Genomic DNA, 19,158 nt, shown 5'->3' with positions numbered 1-19,158 from the left:
GTATTTACTAAAATAGCGTTAAACGCCTTAGAACGCTTTTTATAGCGTGATAGAGTAATACCCCAAATTATAGAGCTTGATACAGTTAGGAGCGTTGGACATGATGAGACTTGACCCACCAGATAACAGAGAAGTAGACTACAGCAAAACACGCAATAACGTTACTAACTGGTTTGATACAGAGTATAGCAAGTATCAGAGATTGGCAAACATCCCGGAGATTTCCAGCGTTAGAATGAGCCTAGCCCCAAAGAGTAACGTACACGCTAACGGGATCGAAGATTTAACAGTTACCCGAGCCAACGCCAAGCAAGTTTTAGAGTTCGTGGAAGCCGTGATTAACAGTCTAGGCGATTATAAACCTTTTTTAGAAGCACGATACATCAAGAAGTTACAAGCGTGGCATATTGAAGAACGCTTAGTTTTTGGACATTCTCAAACGCAAAATAGGATTAGAAAAGCCTGTGCCCTATTTGCTCAAACCATGGACATGACAGCAGGCACACGGCTCACAGCCTACAAAGATTAGGAGTGATCCCACTTGTTAAAATTTATTATCATTCTTGCGATCGTTACAGCGATCAACGTTTATTTAAAACGCCGTCATTGGTATTCTAGGTTTTACATCAAGCATCTATCCAGCAGGCACGACTTGCAACGCCTTAGCTTGATGATCGATAAAAGACTTGAGGAGTTAGACGATGAAAGATAAGTCACCAGTTGAACAGTTAGTTTTAGAGCTATGTTTTTGTATAACCCAAAAAAGGGATGCACTAGCTTAGTTGCTGGTACATCCCTCTTTACTGATATATTCAACTGGCAATAATCAAAAAAACGGCTTTTTTCGCATTATTCTATTACTTGGTTCGATGGCTATTTTTTGCGATCGTTCAAAAATCACTTTATAGATCGCTTGCCGTCTTAATCGTTATCGCATAGAATAATAGCAGGTCATCAGATAAAGGCTAGCTACCTTTTGAAGTGATCTAGTGGAAGTAGCGGAGAAGTTACAGCCCCTCTTTTTCAAGTACCCTAGAAACGCAGAAGGAGGCTAGTAGCATGAAACTATCAAGAAAGGTTAAGGACGTTGGCACTTGCCTTGGTTATCCTAGCTATCGGAAAATGCTCCATTGATTTGATGATAGCTTATCGGACATACAAAAAGACTAACCACGATTTTGACGATCGTAATTAGTCTTTAACGAAATTAACTTTCCTATCCACGCAAGGGCTAAGTAGTCGCAACCTACTTAGCTCTTTTTTCATATCCAAGTATATTATTTTTAGCGATCAAATGCAAGCGAGCAAAAAGCCCCCTGCACAATCGCAAGGGACTTCTTAGCAAGTTCCACCTTTGGAACTCATGTTAAACGTATTATATCACGTTTCAGGGAGGCACGTTGTCCAATTGTGGGCGATCACATCCCAACGACGCAAATAAAAACGCCTTACACGATCGCAAGACGTTAAAGAACTGTTTTATAAACATTGGTAAATAGATCGACTGAGAAACCCTAACAGCATTATAGCATATATCAGAAAATAAAAAAGCTTCCTAGTGCCCGTAGACGATCTAGGAAGTGGCTAGCCTTGTTTGATTGTTTTCAGTATGTCATACCCAAGTAAAAATAAAAAAGCGCTGGAACTTCCAACTTGAGATCATACACTATTCTAAACCACCTAGCCCGACTCTTCCGGGGTCTCTCTCAGGGTCTCCCCTAGGTCTCTTTTTATCCAATTTTTAGCTATTTATTTTTTGAAATCTGTAAAAAACACCCTTTAAAAAGCGCATAACGGCGGGAAAAACACCTCTGCTTAATTCAAATCTAGTATACTATCAATCGGCAAAACTTGCTATAACAAGCCCTTTTACGCTTACAAAAAATTTATTCGATATCAAAAAAGCACTAGCAGTAAAACTACCACTAGTGCTACTGATTTAATCCTTTAAACTCTCTAAATAGTTAAATGCCTGTTGACCAGCAATACTTCCATCGCCAACAGCGGTCGTGATCTGGCGTAATTCTTTAGCCCGTACATCACCGATCGCATAAACACCAGGTAAACTAGTTTGCATCAACTCATCAGTCTTGATCCAGCCTTGTTCATCAGTGATCCCAAGTTCTTTGAACGGCTCACTTAAAGGAATGACCCCTACATAGATAAAGACACCATTGACCTTTAATTCACCGTCTTCACCCGTCTTTTTGTTATGTGTCGATACGCTCGTGACTTTTTGTCCATCACCATTGATCTTTGTGACAACAGTATCCCAAGTAAAGTCGATCTTATCGTTAGCGAAAGCACGCTCTTGCAAGATCTTTTGAGCTCGTAATTGGTCTCTACGGTGGATGATATTGACATTTGAAGCTAATTTAGCCAGATAGACCCCCTCTTCAACAGCAGAATCACCGCCACCGATCACAGCTAAAGGCTGATCTTTAAAGAAAGCACCATCACAAACTGCACAATAAGAAACACCCCGACCAGCATATTCTGCTTCACCTTTAACACCTAATTTCCGATATTGTGAACCTGTAGCAATGATCACAACTGGTGCTTCATAAGTTTCACTATCGGTAATGACTTGTTTTAAATCACCGTTGACTTCAACTTTTTCAACGCTACCGTATGCATATTCCGCTCCAAATTGGGTCGCACCTTGATACATTTTTTCGGCTAAGTCTGGTCCTAAGATCGACTTAAATCCGGGATAATTTTCAACTTCAGCGGTATTATTCATTTGACCACCGTAGATCCCACGATCTAAGATCAAAACCGACAGATTAGCCCGTGAAGCATATAATCCAGCCGTCAAACCTCCCGGACCGGCACCGATCACGATCACATCATATTTTTTAGCCATAATATCTTCACCTTCCCATTATTTGATGATACTCTTCTAAAATTGCTGAAACAACTTCAAATATTAAGCTCAATTATTTAAGCTCTCCTTCGTATTCAACATTTCCGGCTAAATACCAAGGTTCATTTGGACGATAGTAACGCCGATATGCAAGCAAGATGATCGCCCCAATAAACAAGATGACTGACAACCATTGCGAAACGCGCAAAGCACCTAACATCAAGCTATCTGTCCGCATTCCTTCAATGAAAAATCTGCCAAAGGAATACCAAGCAACATAAGTCAAAAAGATCTCGCCTCGTTTAAAGAGGTGCTTACGATGTCGTAGCAACATCAAGATCACAAAGCCTAAGATATCCCACACTGACTCATACAAAAAGGTCGGTTGATAATAGATCCCGTTGATATTCATCTGCTCAATAATAAATCCCGGCAAATGTAAGCTTGTCAAAAACGCATGTGATACTACTTCACCATGGGCTTCTTGATTGATAAAATTGCCCCACCGTCCGATACCTTGAGCCAAGATCACAGTCGGCGAAATGATATCTAAAAACAGCCAAGCCGACAACTGTTTTTTACGACAGAAGATCACTAAAACAAGCAATGCGCCCAATAAGCCACCGTAGATCGCGATCCCGCCATCCCAGATCCGATAGATCTCACTAAGATCGTTTTGATAATATTGCCATTGGAAAATAACATAATATGCTCGCGCACTGATCAAAGCGAGCGGTAGCGCCCATAAGATATAATCATAAAAATCATCGGCGGGAACTTGCCTTTTCTTGCCCTCGCTAACTGCAAGGTACAACGCTAATAAAACTGCACATCCAATGATCACTCCATACCAGTGGACCTGTAGCCCCCCTAAACTAAAAGCGATCGGATCGATGACACCTAAACTAAAATTCAATTCTTAACACCTATTTCTCTTCTGCTGAATTTTCACTGATCAACTCATTTAAATTACGTTCAAAGGCCTTTGTCGCATCATAGCCCATTGTCTTAGCTCGGTAATTCATTGCAGCAGCTTCAATGATGATCGCTAAGTTTCGCCCAACTTTCACGGGGATCGAGATCTTAGGTATCTCAACATCAAAGATCGTTACCCGTTGCTCACCGTTACCTAAACGATCGAATTGTTTATCTTTTTCCCAGTTTTCCAAATGAATGATCAAGGAGATATCCGTCTTAGCTCTGACAGCCCCTGCCCCAAAGAGATTCATAACATCAATGATCCCTACACCTCTGATCTCTAACAAATGTCGTAAGATCCGTGGAGCTTCACCGATCAATGTCTGTTCATCTTGTTGGTGAACTTCAACGCGATCATCAGCGATCAAGCGATGCCCACGTTTGATAAGATCAAGCGCAGTTTCAGATTTACCAACACCTGAATCTCCAGTGATCAATACCCCAAGGCCATAAATATCGACCAAGACCCCATGTAATGATTTACGTTGCGCTAAACGACCACTCAAATAATCGGTCAACTTAGCTGAAACACGTGTCGTTGGCAATTTAGTCCGTAAGATCGGGATATGATGTTCTTCGGCTGCAGCCTTCATTTCAGCTGGCACAGCTAAATAGCGTGAGACCACAAAACATGGCGTATTAGGACCACAAAGTTCATCCATGATCTTTTTACGTGCTTTTGAACTCATTTTATTGCCATATGAGACCTCGGTCATTCCAAAAAGCTGGATCCGTTCTTCTGGATAATAATCAAAGTATCCCGTCAATTCTAACCCGGGACGTGAAATATCTTCTGTCGTGATCTGGCGTTCTTCTAAGTATTGTTCTCCAGAATAGACTTCTAAATTACTGATATCGGCTACTAATTTTTTTACACTAACAGTATTCGCCATTTGTCTTCTGCTATATAAACGTGAATTAGCAATGATAACTATGCTTATAGAAAGAAATATAGCTTTTCCCTTCTTGATTTTATTTACTATCAGCCTGTCAACTGATCTGATAGCTTAACATCTCTTCTTGATCCACTCCACATTTCATCTTTCTAAAAGGATCTAACTACAGATAATTCTAACCGTAAAAAACGTTTTCAGCAATTAATAATTACTATTTTGTGTAGTGTAGTTGGTGATCACTAAATTGACGATGCTTAAAATGATCGCCACCATCATCGCAGACCAAAAGCTTGAAAATTCAAATGAATTTCCGACCAAAAATGAGGTCAGCTCCAACATAAAGGCGTTGATGAACAGATAAAAGATCCCTAAAGTCATCACTGTGATCGGTAAAGATAAAATGACCAATAACGGTTTGACAAACATGTTCAACAAGCCTAAGATGATCGCGGCTAAACAAGCGATCCATACACTTGAAACATGGAAATAAGTCGGGAAAAAGCCCGCTGTTGCTAAAAAGACCAAGACAGTGATCAAAGTACGTTGCCAAAAATTCATTTTATTTACCTCCCTTTTTATTTTGCTTAACATCTCTTTCTTTAGCATCTGTCACCGGACGACGCTTTTCTTCTTGTTGGCCCAAACGGCTGAGCAAGGTAAAAACGTCATTATATTTTTCATGGGGATGCTTCGGTAGATAAAAAGCCAAGCCTAAATATAATAATATCGGAACATAAACTAATAGTGGTACTAACTTGCAAGCGATCGCGACCACTAAAAAGATGGTCCGAACGACCCAGGGGGAAATATTAAAATACTCGGCGATCCCGGCACACACACCACAGACCACTGAATCATTGGAGCGATAAAGTTTCTTTTTCATTCTCATTTTTCCTCTCTTTTCATTTTCATGTTAAAAATAACGGTAAGGTCACCGTAAATTTAGTTCCATTTTTGTACGGACTCGTGACTACGATCTGCCCTGATAAAGCCTCGACTGCCTCTTTAACGATCGCTAAGCCCAAGCCACTTCCTTCAGCTGAGCGCGCTTTATCTGCACGATAAAAGCGCTCATAGATCCGCTCTTTATCAGCATTAGCAAGTGTTTGCCCTGTGTTATAGACAACTAAACACCACTCATTAGCTGAGCTAGTAGCTGTGATCTTTAACTTACCATCTACTACATTATATCTGATCGCATTTTGGATCAAATTGCTGACTATATGTTGCAGGTACTTGATATCACAATTTATCTCAAAGTCATCAGGTATCTGCACCTCGAGCGTTAGGTTTTTAGCCTTACTTTGGGCTAAATAGCTAGTCAAGATCTGCTCGCAAAACGCTTTGAGCTTGATCTGCTCTAATTTGAGTTCTTGCGTCTTTTTGTTATGCGCAAGCGCTGAGATGTCCTCGATCAACTCGGTCAATTGCTGGCTTTGTTCAAAGATGATCTGCACAAAGTCACGCGCCGTTTTTTTATCATCCAAAGCTCCAGCTAAAAGCGTCTCACTAAAGCCTTGGATCGCAGTTAGCGGGGTCTTTAATTCATGACTCGCATTTGCCATGAATTCACGCTGTTTGACCTCTAATTGCTTGATCTCAGTCACATCATTAAAGATACACATAACTGAATAATGGTGCCGGCTCAAAGGAACATAGACCACCTGCACCTCAAACCACTCATTACCTTGAGCAACTTTTTTTTGCCACAAGAGACGTTGATCTTCTTTGGTCTGGTAGACTTTTTGGGTCACAGCGATCAACTCGACTGCCGTAAACACTTGATAAAACGGTTGTCCCTTGAGCTCAGTCGTATTTAATATGCTAGCTAACACGTGATTACATAGAACAGTTTCTTTCCGCTGATCAAAGACGATCACACCGCTCGTCAACGACTGTAGTAGCGTTAAATAGTCACGATTTTGTTGCTGATACCTTCGCAAAAGGCTGCGTTGCTTAGATTGCAGGCGATTTACCAAACGCGAAAGTTGATAATACTCGTCATCTTTGGGTAACAGAACATGTCGACTTGGCTGATCTTCAACTAGCTCACTTAGCTTTTTGAGCAACAATGCTTGACTGGTTAAGCGACGTTTGGCTTGACGTTTAAAAAAGAGATAGTTGCCTAACGCTACTAAGATCACTGCTAAAAAGATCCAAGCTACACCTTCTTCTTGCCAGACAGTCAAAAAATGCTCATGAAAGATCACGCCATAAACCAATACGACTGCTAAAACTTCGCCTAACGAGAGTAATAAATACCGCCATAGTTCACGCATCTCAGTCATCTGGCTCACCATTGAAGCGATAGCCAAAGCCCCGCAAAGTTTCTATATACTTGGGCTTTTTAGGGTCAGGCTCTAATTTTTCACGTAGATGGCTAACGTGCATATCGATCATGCGCGTTTGACCCACATAATCATATCCCCAGACACCATTCAATAATTTTTCACGACTCAAGACTCTTCCTGGGCGTTTGATAAAATAGGCTAACAACTCGAACTCTTTTGGGGTCAAGGCTACGGTCTGATCTTTGACCATAACTTTGACTCGTTCTAGATCCACTGTGAAGTCTGGATATTTAAAAAGAGTTTGCTTATCTGCTTTTGGTGTAGGTGTTACTTCCTTAGGCGTGATCCGCCGACTGATCGCCTTTAATCGGGCGATGACTTCGCGAGGCGAAAACGGCTTAGTCAAATAATCATCAGCCCCTAATTCTAACCCGATGATCTTATCAAGTTCTTGATCACGTGCTGTGATGATCAAGATCGGGGTTATCACTTTTTCTTGACGCAAGCGTTTAGTTATCTCTAAACCGTCTAAATTAGGTAACATCACATCTAACAAAATAAAATCATATTCATTATTCAAAGCTAGTTCATAGCCAACTTGACCGTCACTGCTAGTTGTCGCTTGGTAACCAGCCTGTTCCAAATTATACTTGAGCAGGGTCTTTATTGCAGTGTCATCTTCAACTACTAATACTTTTTTCACATTCATCTACGACCTTGTTTTTCCAAAGTCGTCCCCCTTTGCATCTTATTCAAATAGTACCAGTCCGATCTCATGTGGTGAATCTGCATAGATCGCACTTTCAGCTAATTTTAGTTCGCCTTCAAAATTTTTGACTTTTAAACGACAATAAGCTGGACTTTTTTGTAATGCTTCATAAAGTTCATCGCCTGTCGCCACTTTTATCCCATTACATTCAAGGATAATATCACCAACTTCAAGTTTCATCTTAGCTGCTGGTGTCTCTGGTTTGACCGCTACGATCCGCACGCCTTCCGAAGTTTCTACATACCAGCGTTTAGCATCATGATCGGCTTTCAAACGGCTAAATGCTTGCGCCACCAAAACTAATAACAAACCAGCGATTCCATAAAAACCTACCACTGGCACAAAATACGCTACTACTGCTAAAAGTCCTGCTAAAAACGCAGTCAGATAACTTTGGCGTTGGCGTAAGTGTAAGGCCTCTTTTGGTTGTTGCTTATAGATCTTGCAAAAAGCCCCCACAAATAGTGGCACTACCATAAAATGCGTTAAATATTGACTCGGATCAAGCCACTGTTGCCACGAATCAAAATTCATGCCGGGTATAAACATTATCAGTGGAAAGACCGTAAATTCACGCCAAGTATAACCCGCGATCCGGCGCCCACGTTTACCAGCAAAGATCTTGGGACTAAACCAGTCAGTCTTATTTTCACGTGCTAAAAAAGCTTGGAAAAGGGCTAAGATCGCAGTTAAAAGTAAAATAGCACTACCAAATCGTGGTCCCAGGTCATGAGGCAAAATATAGCTTCCCCAACTAGCCTCACTTCCAACCGGTGTCTCACTCAAGACAAATGTCACTATCCCAGTGACCAAAAGCGCTGCTAGACTAAGATCTCCTACGTTAATGAACAAAAGTGCCACTACTGCTAAGATCTGGTATAAAACCAATGTCTGAGTCGGTAAACTCAACCCTAAAATAAGCGCAAACAATGACCCTAGTACTAAAAATAATAAGCCATGTTTGACAAAGTGCCGTGCTTCATAAAAATCTCGATCGATCGCGATCCTAAAATTACGGCGTTCATTTTTTAATCGTAATTGATAAGATATCAAGGTCATCAAGATCCCCGCCCAAAATAACGGCTGGATAAAAAAGAGACCCACACTTTTTAAAAGTTGCAAAGATTCCAGTCCTTTCTAAGTGTTTGGTTACATTATAACAATTTTTGCAGATGAAACATACTTATAGCTTTAAAAACCACCATAGTAAAGAAAAGACTGTCCCATAAATCCTTCAAAATACAGCTACCGACATCTGAGCTATAGTCAGACAATACACGAAAGGCCCACCACGATACCAAGCATCATGGTGGGCCCTTCGTTTGGTTGACTGGATTGGCTCACTATTTAATTACTAAATTTTTAAGAAACGGCTCATTGAAAGCCCGGAACCTAGAGCACCAATAATGATCCCGATCGCTGCCAACAAGAGATCGATCTGCCATAAAAATGTTCCTGGCGTTAACAACTGATAACTTGTACTTGCCATTGAACTTGACATGACCCCGTATAACCATAAGTACGCAACATCGACCAAAACGATCGGCAAAATAGCACCTAAAAAGCCCGTCCAAGCACCTTCTAAGATAAATGGCCAACGGATATAACTATTAGTTGCTCCCACTAGACGCATGATCGCAATTTCATTGCTTCGTGATAAGATGGTGATCCGGATCGTGTTGGAGATCAAGAAAACTGCCACAAAAAGCAAGAGCAAGCTGATCACTAAGCCCCAACGCTGGATCGCTGCCATTGCCCTAAATAACTTCTTAGCTGAAGCCCCACCATAGCGTGTATCATATACATATTGTAACTTTTTAGCTTTTTTAGCTACACTGATAGTTTCAGTTGGGGAATTCGTATCAACGATAAAAATATCATGAAGGGGGTTATCATCACCCTTGAATAATTGGAATTCCTTTCCATAAGTTCCGACCACATTGTTCAACTCGTTTTTCTTACTTGAAAAACTAATTTTTTTAACACCATCGATCTTTTGTAACTTTGCTTTCAGCTGTGCTTGCTGTTCTTTAGTTGTATCTCGAGCGATATCGACCCGAACTTGCACATCATTTTCAACATCATGAGCAATTTTATTGATATTTAGCAAGATCGACAATAAGACCCCGACTAAGATCAAAGTCACAGTTACCGCACTAACAGCAGCAACTGACATCCACCCATTACGTTTTAAGCTCTTTAAACTTTCTTTTAAATGGCGCTTAAGCGTGACTGTTTTCATCAGTATAATCCCCCTCTTCTTGATCTCGAACGATCTTGCCATCCGAAACTTCGATCACGCGATGCCGGTATTCATTTACAATAAAACTATTGTGGGTCGCCATAACGATCGTTGTTCCTTCTTGATTGATCTTTTCTAAGATATCCATGATCCCACGTGCAGTGTCTGGATCAAGGTTTCCTGTTGGTTCATCAGCGATCAAGATCGTTGGCTTATTTGCGATCGCACGCGCAATTGCGACCCGTTGCTGTTCCCCACCAGACAATGCATCTGGGAAGCTGTCTTTTTTATCAGCTAGACCAACCAGATCTAAGACATGAGCGACCCGTTTTTCTACTTCTTTTGGTTCTTTTTCGATAACATGGAGCGCATAAGCTATATTTTCAAAAACAGTCAAGCGCGGTAACAATTTAAAATCTTGGAACACGATCCCTAATTCACGCCGTAAAAGAGGGACCTCATTATTTTTCATACTCTCCAAGTTATGATCATTTACCTTGATATGACCCGAAGTTGGTACTTCTTCATGATACATCATTTTGATAAAAGTCGATTTCCCGGCTCCACTAGGACCAACGACATAAACAAAGTCGCCTTGCTCGATCTTTAAGGAAATATGATCATTTGCCAACGTATCGCCGTCATATTTTTTGACAACATCTTTATATTCTATCAAGCTGTTTCTTCCTTTCTTTTTTAGCTTGGATTTGTTTTTTGTAATTTCCATTGGAGATAAGCATTGATAAATCCGTCTAACTCTCCATCCATTACTGCCTGCGTATTACCCGTTTCAAAATTAGTCCGATGATCTTTGACCATTGAATAAGGGTGGAAGACATAGGAACGGATCTGTGAGCCCCAACCGATATCTAGTTGCTCACCCTGGATCTCAGCCCGTTTTTTCTCTTGTTCTTCTAACTCGATCTGATACAATTTCGACCGTAACATTTTTTCAGCGGTTGCCCGGTTTTGAAATTGCGAACGCTGAGCTTGACTAGACACAACGATCCCCGTTGGTTCGTGGATCAAGCGCACAGCTGAGGAGGTCTTATTGATATGTTGTCCCCCAGCACCACTAGCTCTAAAGACTTCCATCTTGATATCTTCTGGACGTAATTCTACTTCCACGTCATCATCCAATTCAGGCATAACATTGACTGAAGCAAATGACGTGTGTCGACGCCCAGCTGAATCAAAAGGTGAGATCCGAACTAAGCGGTGGACACCTTTTTCACCACGTAAATACCCATAAGCATTATGCCCTGAGATCGTCAATGTTACTGACTTGATCCCAGCTTCATCACCGGGTTGATAGTCTTGTGTCGTGACTGTAAAATTATGCTGCTCAGCCCAACGAGTATACATCCGCAACAACATTGAACCCCAATCTTGTGACTCAGTTCCCCCAGCACCTGGGTGGATCTCCAAGATCGCATCATCTTTATCGTAGGGCTCATTTAGCAATAATGTCAGCTGGTAACTTTCTAACTTTTGTTTAGTCGTAGCATAGTTTTCAGCTAATTCAGTCAACATTTCAGCTTCAGGTGCTTCTTGGACCAATTCATATAAAACTTCTAATTCTTCGACCGCCGTAGCTAATTGATGAAAGTTATCATATTTAGCTTTGAGCTCGTTATTTTCGTTGATGACCGTTTGGGCTTTAGTTTGATCATCCCAAAAACCCGGTTCAGCCATCTTCATTTCATTTTCTGAAATGAGTTCTTCCAGACCTTCTAAGTCAAAGAGACCCCCTAAAGTCCGAAATTTTAGCTTTCATCGCTTCGATTTCTTTCTTATATTCATTAATTTCCATATTATTCCCTCAATTACAAATTATTCGTATGCAAGTTAAAAGAAGATCAGTCAAAACTGGTCTTCTTCTAACTATTAGCGACTAATATTTTGACGGATCTCAGCTTTCAAGAAGAGACGGGTCACATCATACTCAATGTCACCGACCATTTGTTCAAACATTCTGAAACCGTCTGATTGATATTCAACTAACGGATTTAGCTGGCCGTAACCACGCAAACCGATCGATTGACGTAACTGATCCATCTCATCGATATGATCAGTCCAACGTGCATCGACCACACGCAAAATAACAACTTTTTCAAATTCTAGCATTTGAGCTTTATCATTTAATTGGGCTTCTTTAGCAGCATAGTTTTCTTCGGCCTTTTGCATCAAGTAGGAAACGATCTCTTCTTGGCTCTTACCAGCGAAATCATCTTTACTGATACTATCTTCATTGACCATCGCTCCGATCGCAAAATCAACGATCCCATCTAAATTCCAGTCTTTTTTATCACCGACTGTATTCATTTGAACGTTATGTTCGACCGTCCGTTTGATCATCGGCATAATGACTGGTTTCAAGGAGTCAGTTTCCATAATGACTTGTTGACGTTGCGAGTAGATGACCTCACGTTGGGCCCGCATCACGTCATCATATTGTAAAACTTGTTTACGTGTATCGTAGTTATTACCTTCGACTCGTTTTTGCGCGGATTCTACTTGACGCGTGATCATCTTAGATTGGATCACAGTATCATCTGCAATATTCATCGTTTCATAGAAATGTTTGATCCGTTCAGAACCAAAACGCAACATCAGATCATCTTCAAGTGAAAGATAAAACTGTGTCACACCAGGATCACCTTGACGTCCCGAACGACCACGTAACTGATTATCGATACGGCGCGATTCATGGCGCTCTGTCCCGATAACAGCCAAACCACCGATCTCACGCACACCAGGTCCTAACTTGATGTCAGTCCCACGACCAGCCATGTTTGTCGCGATCGTTACCGCACCACGTTGCCCGGCATTTACCACGATCTCAGCTTCTTTAGCGTGATTTTTAGCATTCAATACCGCATGGGGGATCCCCGCTTGCTCTAACATTTGAGATAATAACTCAGACGTTTCGACTGCTACTGTACCGACCAAAACTGGTTGCCCAGTCGCATGGCGTTCTTTGATATCTTCAACAACAGCTTTAAATTTACTTTCTAAAGTCGAATATAACAGATCTGGACGGTCCTCACGTAAGATCGGACGGTTCGTTGGGATCGTTACGACTTCCATGTTGTAAATTTCACGAAATTCTTCTTTTTCCGTTTTAGCTGTCCCAGTCATCCCAGAGAGCTTTTTATACATTCTAAAGAAGTTTTGGTAAGTGATGTTAGCCATCGTCTTAGTTTCTTCTTCGATCTTAACATGCTCTTTAGCTTCGATCGCTTGGTGCAAGCCATCTGAATAGCGACGACCATCCATGATACGTCCAGTAAATTGGTCAACGATCATGACCTCATCATTTTGGACCACATAATCTTTATCGCGTAACATGATGTAGTTAGCACGTAAAGCATTATCTAAGTGGTGATTCAAAGCTGTATTGTCAGGGTCAAATAAGTTAGTCAAGCCAAAATATTTTTCACCTTTTTGGATACCTTCTTCGGTCAAAGAAACTGTCTTTGATTCTAGATCCACTTTAAAATCTTCGTCTTTTTTCAAAGTCTTAGCAAAGCGATCAGCCCGAGTATATAACTGAGTAGCTGCAGTTGCTTGTCCAGAAATGATCAACGGTGTTCTTGCTTCATCGATCAAGATCGAATCGACCTCATCGACGATAACAAAGTTCAATGGACGTTGGACCATATCTTCGCGGTAAACTACCATGTTATCACGTAAGTAATCAAAACCAAGCTCACTGTTAGTTGAGTATGTGATATCACAAGCATAAGCTTCGCGTTTTTCTTCTGGAGTCTTATCTGCAACGTTCAAACCGACCGTTAGACCGAGCCAATTGTATAATTCACCCATCTCAGTAGCATCACGACTTGAAAGATATTCGTTAACGGTAACAACGTGGACCCCTTCACCTGATAAGGCATTGAGGTAGACCGGCATTGTCGCAGTCAAGGTTTTACCTTCACCAGTCCGCATTTCGGCAATATTACCTTCATGTAATACTGTACCCCCGATGATTTGGACCCGGTAAGGGTATAGCCCCAACACACGTTTAGCCCCTTCGCGTGCGACCGCAAAGGCTTCCGGCAAGAGATCATCTAAAGTTTCACCATTTTGATAGCGTTGTTTAAATTCAGGGGTCTTTGCTTTTAATTCTTCATCGGACAAAGCTTCCATGTCATTGGCATAAGCTTCGACTTGATCAGCGATCTTTCCAAGGCGTTTTAATTCGCGTTTATCACTTTCGACCCATTTTTTTAGGACATTTGCCATTTACTTTATAAATCCTTTCTGCAACGATTACATTATTTTTTTCAAATAAAAATATACTTCTTCTTATTTTAGCATTTTATTGTTGCTCAAACAATTACAATTAGACTACAAAAAGCGCCTGAAATATATCAGGCGCTTAAAGCATCACAAGGATAGCTTAGTTATTAGCTTCGATCAAGCCGTAACGACCATCTCGACGACGATAGACAATGTTTGTGCCTTCAGTTTCTGCATCTTCATAGATAAAGAAATCATGACCTAACATGTCCATCTGCAAGATAGCTTCTTCCACGTCCATTGGTTTCAATGAAACGCTCTTTGTACGGACAACTTCGAATTTTTTATCTTCTTTTTCAGCTTGTTTTGGATCTTCGGTCGGAACGAATTCCATATGCTTGAAGCCCTTTTCGCGTGATTTGCGGTTAAGTTTTGTCTTATATTTTCTGATTTGACGTTCAAGCTTATCCGTTACCAGATCAATGCTTGCATACATATCTGGTGAAGTCTCTTCGGCACGCAATACCAAGTATGGAAGCGGGATCGTAACTTCTACCTTGCTGTTCTTGTCAGAATACACTTTAAGATTTACGTGAGCGGTAGAATTAGATGTATCCTCAAAATACTTTTCAAGCTTGGAAAGTTTCTTTTCCACATATTCACGGATCGCACCCGTAACCTCAATATTTTCACCACGAACATTAATCTTTAACATGATAACCTCTCCTTTCACAACTAAGCATTTTATATGCTTAAAAGACTAGGTATATACTTTATTAGTCTTACCTTATCTCTATTTTCATTATAATAGAAAGCGGTTAAATTAACAATTAATAACTACTCAACATTTATAAAATTTTATATATCACCGGGCTAGTGTCACTGAGCGCACACAGCCACAATTATGGGCCAACAACAATTCACGCGCATGATACAAAGTACTACCTGTCGTATAGATATCATCTACCAACAAAATGTTTTTACGTTCTAGATCAGCTGGCCCGCAATAACCAAAAGGTTGAGGCGTTGCCAGTCTTTCTTGCCGTGATTTATGCGACTGTGGACAACGGTCAAATTTTTTTAAATGATATAGGTACATCTTCTTAGGTATATCTGGTAAAAAACCAACAACTTGATCAAAACCTCGGGTAGCTAAGGTTTGTTCATCGACAGGGATCACGACTACTAACCAGCCTCGATGCAAATACTTTTTACAGTGATCTTGCAAGGTCTTGACAAATATTTGGCGTAAGCGGTAATCACCTTGAAATTTATAAGCTTCAAAGTACGCACGCATATTAGGTTCGGCATAAACGTAAAAGGCCTTGTTATACAATAGCTCGGTTTGCAACTTCCGCCAGCGAAGACAATCTTGACACAATTTACGCTGCTTTTGTTTACGGCCACAGCCCGGACAACTCGTTTTTTCAGCGATCGCAACAAACTTTTGGTGGCACTTTTCACAAAGTGGTACAATTTCAAAAGCTCGGAAACTAAAAAACCAGCGCCAGGAAAAATCAAATGCTAATGTGGTATTACAAAGTAGACATTTCATCATTTTTTAACAACTGCTCAGCTTTTTGATTTAACAGCTTGATCTGTTTTTTAGCCGCGCGTAAAGCACAGGTCATCTCCTGATAAGTAAAGACTACCTCGCCTGATGGATAGTCTTTATCTCTGCCAACACGCCCAGCGATCTGAACTAAGACCGTCTCAGAAAAAAGCGGTGCATCCGCTTGTAATACCATGACATTTAAACGTGTGATCGTGATCCCTCGTTCAAGGATAGTCGTCGTTACCAAATATTGATCGATCCCAGCTCGCAAGTTTTTGACTTTTTGTAGGCGGTCAGGATCAAGTGCCGAAACGCATTCCCCATTTAGCGTAGGCCATAAATGCTGTAATTCTTTTAAAATCGGCTTTAACATGGCGATCTGTGGAACAAATACTAGAAAAGGTATTTTATTTTTTACCCACTTGATGAGATATTTTTTTGTTCTTTCTTCAATTTTTTGCTTTGGAAAACGAAGCTTGACTAATGTTATTTCGGGTAATAAATGCCGATGATGGCGCAGTGGTAGACAGGTGACTGCTAACTTATTTTGGTGGATCTGCTGTTTTAAATAACGATCAGGGGTCGCCGTTAAATATAGCGTACTCGAATTTATTTTTTTAGCATGTGTGACGGCATAATGTAATTGACGGTCATTAACATAAGGAAAAGCATCAACTTCATCGATCACCAATAGATCGAAGGCGTGATAAAATCGCAATAGTTGATGCACCGTGCACACCACTAACTGGGTATAGGTATATTCTTGCCCACTATTTTGATACAGCAAACAGCTTTTGACTTTTGGAAAGGCCTGGCACAAACGCGGATATAATTCATTACACACATCGACCCGCGGTGTCGCCAAACAGACTCGCTGTTGATCTAACAAAGCAAAATTTAGTGCTTCAAATAGCATTTCAGTTTTCCCCGCTCCAGTTACAGCCCATAATAGCCGTTCTTGTTTGTGTTTGACTGTTTGCAATAATTCTTTAGCCGCCTTCTTTTGCCATAAAGATAATCTTGGTTTTTTCTCCAACAGATCTTGGGAATACTTTTTAAAATCGTTGGCTTCGGGTATACTATAAAGTGACATGGTCGTCGTCAAACGCCCCCATGCTAAGCAAGCTGGACAATAATAACTCTTATCTGGCAAAGCGTAATTTGCTCTTGGCGCCTGAAAACCACAGCGTTGACAAAATATGCGCCCCTTTTTTACGATCACAGCTGGACGTTGTTTGAGCTTAGTCGAGTCTAAAGCTACACCTAGGGCTTTGAGCTGCGGGCCACTTAATTGCCGACCCATCAATAAATTCAATGTTTTTTCCATTTTCTCACCTCACTTATAAAATACGCAAATTATGCGTAAAATTATTTGTGAGTTTCAAGAATAATAGTAGTAGGATCTGTGAAGCTACTAAAACAATAATTCTTTAAGGGGGAAGCTATATCCTTTTGATTTCACAATATAGCTATATTTTTCTTGGATAAACCATATCTTACCTTAAAACAAGATGGTGTGATCGAGATCGTGATCAAAAAATCGCAATTCATCTGTAATATCAAACGAACTGAGACCGAAGAAGAAGCGCGGGCCTTTATCGATGAGATCAAAACCAAACATCGCAAAGCTACTCATAACTGTTTTGCCTACACTTTAGGCCTAAATGACGAGATCCAACGGGAAAGTGACAATGGTGAGCCTTCTGGGACGGCTGGTGTACCAATGTTGGATGTCCTCAAGAAAAATCAGGTGCATAATGTTTGTGCCGTAGTGACACGTTACTTTGGTGGGATCAAACTAGGGACTGGAGGCTTGATCCGTGCTTACGGTGGTGCTGTTGCCCAAGCTCTAAAAGAATTAGGGATCGTTAAACGTGTCGTACAAACTGAACTTTCATTAAAAGTCAGCTACCCATTATTAGGCAAGTTGCAAAATTATTTGGAAAGTCAGCCAGTATTTACCTTAGCGACCAACTACACTGAAGAAGTCGAGGTCGTGATCGCAGTCGATATGGATCTTGCTGATGAACTGATGACTAAGATCACGGATCTGTTGAATGGGCGCGTAACGATCACAGTCGGAGAAAATCGCTACCACGAGATCGATTTTGATCCCCATCAAGCCTAAAAAATACGCCATCCTTGAACTGAGATGGCGTATTTTTTATGTAATTCATTTATGTTCAAATAAGTGGCTGACTTTCAAAACTAAATATTTGATCCCATTCAATAAAGGTTGGCGTGTATCGCCGACTAAGCCGATCGCTTCAACAAATAGTTCTAGACCAAATAATGTTGCAACTGTCAGTAAGATCGAACCCCATAAATTAGACAAGGGATACAGCAATGAAATAAACGAAAAGATCAATGCGATCCCATAGATCACCAACACAGTCTGGCGATGGGTCAATCCCATCTGCATCAAGCGATGGTGCAAGTGATGCTTATCAGCTTGTGAGATCGGCTTCTTATTCAAAAGTCGACGTAAGATCGCATATAAAGTATCTGTGATCGGAACTCCCAAAATAATCACAGGGATGATCAACGTGATAAAAGTTGCATTCTTCAAACCATAAAGCGAGAAAACAGAGATCATAAAACCAATAAACAGCGAACCAGTATCACCTAAATAGATCTTAGCAGGATGAAAATTATACGGTAAAAAGCCCAATAAAGCAGCTACCAAAGTCGCCATCATGATCGAAATAAAGGTCGACGTCACATTCAAGAAGAAATATCCCGTCAAGGCACTAGTTGAAAGCGCAATGATCGCGACCCCTGTAGCTAAGCCATCCAACCCATCGATCAAATTGACTGCGTTAGTGATCCCTAAGATCCAGATCAACGTTATCGGCAAACTAAACCAGCCTAGAGAAACGACTCCAAGAAATGGTACAGTCAAAGTCGTCATTTTGATATTAGCAATAAAATAAACTACCAATGCAGCCAGTGTGATCCCTAAAACTTTTTGGCGCGGTTTCAATTCAAAAATATCATCGATCATTCCCGTCATAATGATCAAGCTTTGAGCCAACAATAAAGCGACTAGTTGGCTTAAGGGATATTGATCGCGTAATAAAAAGAAATTTGTCGTATTAAACGCAACAAAGATGGCTAACCCCCCCATAGTCGGCATCGGTATCCGATTAACTCGCCGAGCATTGGGATTATCAACTGCTCCGATCCGAAAAGATAAACGCCGGACCAACGGAGTCAGCACTAAAGCTAGGACAAATGTTGCTAATAACGACGCAAGGATTTTGTACATATAGCGTCCTCTTTCCATCAAATCCTCAAAGACTGAGAATTCATTATC

19 protein-coding genes are annotated in these 19,158 nt (G+C 40.8%); 3 read left to right on the top strand and 16 right to left on the bottom strand.

What is annotated here, in order from left to right:
- Positions 1-100 precede the first annotated feature (100 nt).
- Both CPS94_RS01545 and CPS94_RS11270 read left to right on the top strand, forming a co-directional pair.
- Positions 101-529: an ArpU family phage packaging/lysis transcriptional regulator gene (locus CPS94_RS01545; RefSeq protein WP_238145366.1), complete on the top strand. Its 429-nt coding sequence runs from the start codon at positions 101-103 to the stop codon at positions 527-529.
- Positions 530-541: 12 nt separating this feature from the next.
- A complete protein-coding gene (locus CPS94_RS11270) occupies positions 542-712 on the top strand; it encodes a hypothetical protein (RefSeq protein ID WP_162626389.1) in 171 nt (56 codons plus the stop codon).
- A 1,227-nt stretch (positions 713-1,939) separates the two neighbouring features.
- Here the strand turns inward: CPS94_RS11270 and trxB are convergent.
- The 15 genes from trxB to CPS94_RS01470 all read right to left on the bottom strand — a co-directional run bounded on the left by trxB (position 1,940) and on the right by CPS94_RS01470 (position 17,169).
- Positions 1,940-2,866 (bottom strand): thioredoxin-disulfide reductase, encoded by a 927-nt coding sequence (gene trxB, locus CPS94_RS01540; RefSeq protein WP_112286336.1) that lies wholly within the window; start codon positions 2,864-2,866, stop codon positions 1,940-1,942.
- 73 nt (positions 2,867-2,939) lie between these two features.
- Positions 2,940-3,782: a prolipoprotein diacylglyceryl transferase gene (gene lgt / locus CPS94_RS01535; RefSeq protein WP_112195573.1), complete on the bottom strand. Its 843-nt coding sequence runs from the start codon at positions 3,780-3,782 to the stop codon at positions 2,940-2,942.
- Between the two features lie 10 nt (positions 3,783-3,792).
- The gene (gene hprK, locus CPS94_RS01530; RefSeq protein WP_112195574.1) at positions 3,793-4,737 is read right to left on the bottom strand and encodes an HPr(Ser) kinase/phosphatase; all 945 of its coding nucleotides are present in this window, start codon (positions 4,735-4,737) and stop codon (positions 3,793-3,795) included.
- A gap of 204 nt (positions 4,738-4,941) precedes the next feature.
- Positions 4,942-5,298 (bottom strand): phage holin family protein, encoded by a 357-nt coding sequence (locus tag CPS94_RS01525; protein ID WP_004048289.1) that lies wholly within the window; start codon positions 5,296-5,298, stop codon positions 4,942-4,944.
- Between the two features lies 1 nt (position 5,299).
- Positions 5,300-5,623, bottom strand: coding sequence for a PspC domain-containing protein (locus CPS94_RS01520; protein ID WP_004048292.1), 324 nt, complete (start codon positions 5,621-5,623; stop codon positions 5,300-5,302).
- 25 nt (positions 5,624-5,648) lie between these two features.
- Positions 5,649-7,028: a sensor histidine kinase gene (locus CPS94_RS01515; RefSeq protein ID WP_112286335.1), complete on the bottom strand. Its 1,380-nt coding sequence runs from the start codon at positions 7,026-7,028 to the stop codon at positions 5,649-5,651.
- Positions 7,021-7,734 (bottom strand): response regulator transcription factor, encoded by a 714-nt coding sequence (locus CPS94_RS01510; protein WP_112286518.1) that lies wholly within the window; start codon positions 7,732-7,734, stop codon positions 7,021-7,023. Before CPS94_RS01510 ends, CPS94_RS01515 begins: the two co-directional genes overlap by 8 nt.
- Positions 7,735-7,779: 45 nt before the next feature.
- The gene (locus CPS94_RS01505) at positions 7,780-8,922 is read right to left on the bottom strand and encodes a PDZ domain-containing protein (RefSeq protein WP_112286334.1); all 1,143 of its coding nucleotides are present in this window, start codon (positions 8,920-8,922) and stop codon (positions 7,780-7,782) included.
- Between the two features lie 232 nt (positions 8,923-9,154).
- On the bottom strand, positions 9,155-10,042 hold the full coding sequence (gene ftsX, locus CPS94_RS01500; protein WP_112286333.1) for a permease-like cell division protein FtsX: 888 nt from the start codon (positions 10,040-10,042) through the stop codon (positions 9,155-9,157).
- On the bottom strand, positions 10,023-10,718 hold the full coding sequence (gene ftsE, locus CPS94_RS01495; RefSeq protein ID WP_112286517.1) for a cell division ATP-binding protein FtsE: 696 nt from the start codon (positions 10,716-10,718) through the stop codon (positions 10,023-10,025). The genes ftsX and ftsE overlap by 20 nt, the downstream gene beginning before the upstream one ends.
- 20 nt (positions 10,719-10,738) lie before the next feature.
- Positions 10,739-11,855 (bottom strand): peptide chain release factor 2 gene (gene prfB, locus CPS94_RS01490; RefSeq protein ID WP_191983786.1). Its coding sequence is split into 2 segments (ribosomal slippage): positions 10,739-11,782 and positions 11,784-11,855, totalling 1,116 coding nucleotides; the frame shifts between segments, so codons are not numbered across the junction.
- Between the two features lie 74 nt (positions 11,856-11,929).
- Positions 11,930-14,290: a preprotein translocase subunit SecA gene (gene secA, locus CPS94_RS01485; RefSeq protein ID WP_004048315.1), complete on the bottom strand. Its 2,361-nt coding sequence runs from the start codon at positions 14,288-14,290 to the stop codon at positions 11,930-11,932.
- Positions 14,291-14,447: 157 nt separating this feature from the next.
- On the bottom strand, positions 14,448-15,002 hold the full coding sequence (gene hpf / locus CPS94_RS01480; protein WP_004048318.1) for a ribosome hibernation-promoting factor, HPF/YfiA family: 555 nt from the start codon (positions 15,000-15,002) through the stop codon (positions 14,448-14,450).
- A 150-nt stretch (positions 15,003-15,152) separates the two neighbouring features.
- Positions 15,153-15,845: a ComF family protein gene (locus CPS94_RS01475; RefSeq protein ID WP_112286331.1), complete on the bottom strand. Its 693-nt coding sequence runs from the start codon at positions 15,843-15,845 to the stop codon at positions 15,153-15,155.
- On the bottom strand, positions 15,823-17,169 hold the full coding sequence (locus CPS94_RS01470) for a DEAD/DEAH box helicase (protein ID WP_112286330.1): 1,347 nt from the start codon (positions 17,167-17,169) through the stop codon (positions 15,823-15,825). The genes CPS94_RS01475 and CPS94_RS01470 overlap by 23 nt, the downstream gene beginning before the upstream one ends.
- Positions 17,170-17,322: 153 nt before the next feature.
- Here CPS94_RS01470 and CPS94_RS01465 point away from each other — a divergent pair, with 153 nt between their 5' ends.
- Positions 17,323-17,970, top strand: coding sequence for a YigZ family protein (locus CPS94_RS01465; protein ID WP_112195596.1), 648 nt, complete (start codon positions 17,323-17,325; stop codon positions 17,968-17,970).
- Positions 17,971-18,015: 45 nt separating this feature from the next.
- Here CPS94_RS01465 and CPS94_RS01460 read toward each other — a convergent pair whose 3' ends face one another.
- Positions 18,016-19,110 carry a glycosyltransferase family 4 protein gene (locus CPS94_RS01460; protein WP_112195598.1) on the bottom strand — a complete coding sequence of 365 codons (1,095 nt, stop codon included), beginning with the start codon at positions 19,108-19,110 and terminating at the stop codon, positions 18,016-18,018.
- Between the last annotated feature and the right edge of the window lie 48 nt (positions 19,111-19,158).

It is taken from the genome of Ligilactobacillus murinus (assembly GCF_003288115.1).
Lineage (GTDB): Bacteria > Bacillota > Bacilli > Lactobacillales > Lactobacillaceae > Ligilactobacillus > Ligilactobacillus murinus.
Note: the sequence above shows the minus strand (reverse complement) of the source record. Positions and strands in the feature narration are given on the sequence as shown.